This window comes from Pseudomonas fuscovaginae SE-1, assembly GCF_000364705.1.
GTDB lineage: Bacteria > Pseudomonadota > Gammaproteobacteria > Pseudomonadales > Pseudomonadaceae > Aquipseudomonas > Aquipseudomonas fuscovaginae_A.
Window position 1 is genome coordinate 1 of sequence record NZ_AQOH01000406.1, and the last position, 3113, is coordinate 3113.

At 52.1% G+C, this 3113-nt stretch carries 2 protein-coding genes and 1 pseudogene; 2 read left to right on the plus strand and 1 reads right to left on the minus strand.

Annotation, left to right across the window (positions count from 1 at the left end; translation table 11 throughout):
* On the plus strand, positions 1-390 hold a 390-nt coding region (locus tag K675_RS31755), incomplete at its 5' end, for a hypothetical protein (RefSeq protein WP_037007435.1).
* Positions 391-814: 424 nt separating this feature from the next.
* Here the strand turns inward: K675_RS31755 and K675_RS32810 are convergent.
* Positions 815-1321: pseudogene (locus tag K675_RS32810) on the minus strand (DNA/RNA non-specific endonuclease).
* Between K675_RS32810 and K675_RS0130225 the strand changes: the two are divergent.
* Positions 1313-3055 (plus strand): ATP-binding protein, encoded by a 1743-nt coding sequence (locus K675_RS0130225; protein WP_017907176.1) that lies wholly within the window; start codon positions 1313-1315, stop codon positions 3053-3055. The pseudogene K675_RS32810 and the gene K675_RS0130225 sit on opposite strands and share 9 nt — an antisense overlap.
* Positions 3056-3113: the final 58 nt, after the last annotated feature.

Genomic DNA, 3113 nt, shown 5'->3' on the forward strand with positions numbered 1-3113 from the left:
GCTTTGCAACTGTCAAAGAATGCGCGTAAAAATAATTTGCAAATTTCTAAGTATGCCGAGAAAAAGCCAGAGGTATATGCTGCCCTAGAAAATGTCAAGGCGACCTTTGAACAGTACCGTAAACCACGCAACGTTATCATCCACGATAGCGAGTACTCAAATCGCGAGCTGGGTATTCTTGCCGGTGCGCGACATTTCAGTGTCGATTGTGGACGGTTCGATATTTCAGCTTTGGCACGAGAGTCCTTCGCGTTGCAGGCTGACGAGATTTTGAAGGTGATTATGCATCTGGCATATACTTTAAGGAAATTACTTTCTACCCTGCAGCCGGTGTTTGAGAGTGCGGTTGGAAATGCTGAGAAGGCTATAAATAGAAAAAATTTCAAATAAACCATCATCGGCCTTGGATGTCCTCAATAATTTAATAGGCTTAAGCTGTTCGGTTGGCTTGTTGGATGCTGAAGCTTTACTCAAATCTGGTCTATGAAGAGTAAGATAGATATGCCGATGTCAGGCGCGTAGACACGAAGCACAGGATATCCCTGTGCTGCTTACTAATAGCTTTGGCCCTGAATCAAATAGCAATATTCCGCCGAAGCCTCTGGCTTGCCACTTCCCTCGGCAAGTACGCGGTCGAGTACAGACAGGTACCCCTTAATTACGAACTTTCAGGGTTTAAGGATGTAGCAACTTGTTTCTGGGACGTTCCAGACTGCTACTTCAACTAGCCGTCAAAAGAGGTTCAGTTTGTTGAGTCTATGACTTCGGTGGGTAGGCATCGTGTCCTTTGTGTGCGTTGCTACCGCACCATCGTTTAGCAGCCGATGTCCTTCGCTAACTGACCACGAACCGGCTTGAGTGCCGCCTGCTCAGCTGCCGGCAAGGTCGTCCATATCTTCATCCCGGATCGTTGCTCGATCTCTTCAACCGTGACCTGGAAGTTGCAGAAGTTGGCAGCACGAGGTGTGTCCTGATCCATGATGAAGGCGGCAAAGGTCCCTTCGGTTGGCATACTGTTGGTGAAGATGATCTTCCAGTAGCCGCTGGGCATGCTGTGCTGCTTGGTGGTGCTGGGAAGGGGGCCGATGTAGCGCTCGTAAAGCTTGCCCGTCAGCATCTACACCGAATCAACCCCAAACCGTTGAACCAGCCCTAGTTCCTTGTCTTCCAGTCGTGCCCAGGCGCCCTGATTGAGGTCGCTCTTTTGCGGCGTGATGTTGGACAGGTAGTTCAGCGTCTGCCAGTCAATGATGGTGACAGTTTGTGTAAACGATATTAAATTGCCATCCTTGATCGGATCCAAGGATGAGTCATGGAGCAAGCCAATTTCCAGGTTGATGCGCGCTTGGCCACATTGCTGGGGCAGGGGTATTCATCGACAGAAAAGGCTCTGAAGGAGCTGGTAGATAACGCGTGGGACGCCGATGCGGAAGAGGTCGTCATTGTCCTTCCAGAGCCCTTGAGCGATCACCCCATAGTCGTGAGCGATAACGGAAATGGCATGACTGTGATCGAGCTGAAATCTCAGTACATGAAGATCGCCTCCGATTCACGCCTGCGGCGAGGCGAGCGCACTCTCGGAAAGCAGAGACTCATCAAAGGCCGGAAAGGCATCGGTAAATTCGCGGGGCTGATGGCTGCATCAGTCATGACCTTGAGCACCAGTGCTCGTGGCCAGTCCGCATCATTTACGCTTAGCGTCGACAGCCTCCAGCAAGCAGCTGACATCGAGCACCTTCCCATTGAACTGAGTATTTCCAACTGCGAGGAAAGAGTACACGGCACATCGATCCAGCTCACGCATCTCAGGCAAGGGCTCAGCTACCCAAACCCGGTACAGCTTCGACAAGAGCTGATCAAGGAGTATGGCCGGCAGACTGGCTTCGCCATCATTATCAATGGGAAACCGTTAGGCATTGATGATCTTGAAGGGACTTATAAAGAAGAGTCCGAGTCACTGCCATCCGCAGGCGATGTAGCGCTACGTTTTTCCATCAGCAACAAAAAGGCAGGGTTACGGCAGCCAGGCATTACGCTGCTCGTTGATGGCAAGGCCGTCGGCAAACCCGGCTTCTTTGGGCTGGAGGGGAGCGACGACGTGCCTCCGAAGCTGCTGCGTAAGCTGTATGGAGAGATCAGTGCAGATGGTTTGAAAGAATACATCACGGCAGGCTGGGATTCTGTGATCGAGAACAGTGAGAGCTACCAGCGGGTCGCTGAATACGTCCAACAGACGGTCAAAGAGGCCCTTCATCAATCTCATGCTCAAGAAATGCAGCTCGCGCACGCCCGGTTGAAGAAGGCGTTGAACTTGAGCATGTCCAAGCTCCCCGAGCACAAACGCCAGTTTGCTGAGGAGGCCATCAAGAAGGTCCTGGACAAGTACTACGACGAGCCGGAGCACAAGGTAGAAGCGATCGCATTCGTGGTGCTTCAGGCTATTGAACGATCCGACTACGCGGCCGTCATCGAACACCTTGCCGAAGCGAAGAGGGCAGATGTGGCCGCGGTTGCTGAGGCGTTGGAGCAGTTCGGCCTGGCGGACATGGCAATCCTGGTGGAGCAGGCTAAAGCCAGATTCGCTTTCTTAGACTGGTTGGAAAGCCTAGTAGAAAACAAGGCGTGCCTTGAGGCTGCGGTTCACCGCGCTATCGAGAAGGCTCTCTGGATCTTTGGTGCGGAATACACTGCCTTCAGCTCCAATGAAGGGCTGAGGAAACAAGTCGAGCAGTATTTAGGTGGGAAGTATCAGGGCAAGTCTGCCGCTGACCGGCCTGACCTTTTACTCAATGAGAATTTGAATGGCGAGTACTTGCTCATAGAATTCAAGAGGCCTTCTCATGCTCTGGATTATGCTGATTATCAGCAAGCCACTCGGTATCGGCATGAGTTTGCAAAGTACACGGCAAAGCCAATAACAGTCCTTCTGCTTGGGGGGCGACGCTCACATGACTTCCCTGTTAATTATGTCGAGCCAGGGGTCCGGTGTCTTTTGTTCTCCGATGTCATTGCGGCAGCGCGTCGCCAGATGGAGTGGCAAATCGGAAAAGTGTAACAGATGCGGGGCCCGGAGCTTCAGGCCCGCATCAACCGGCTGGAGCTTGAGAAGAAAA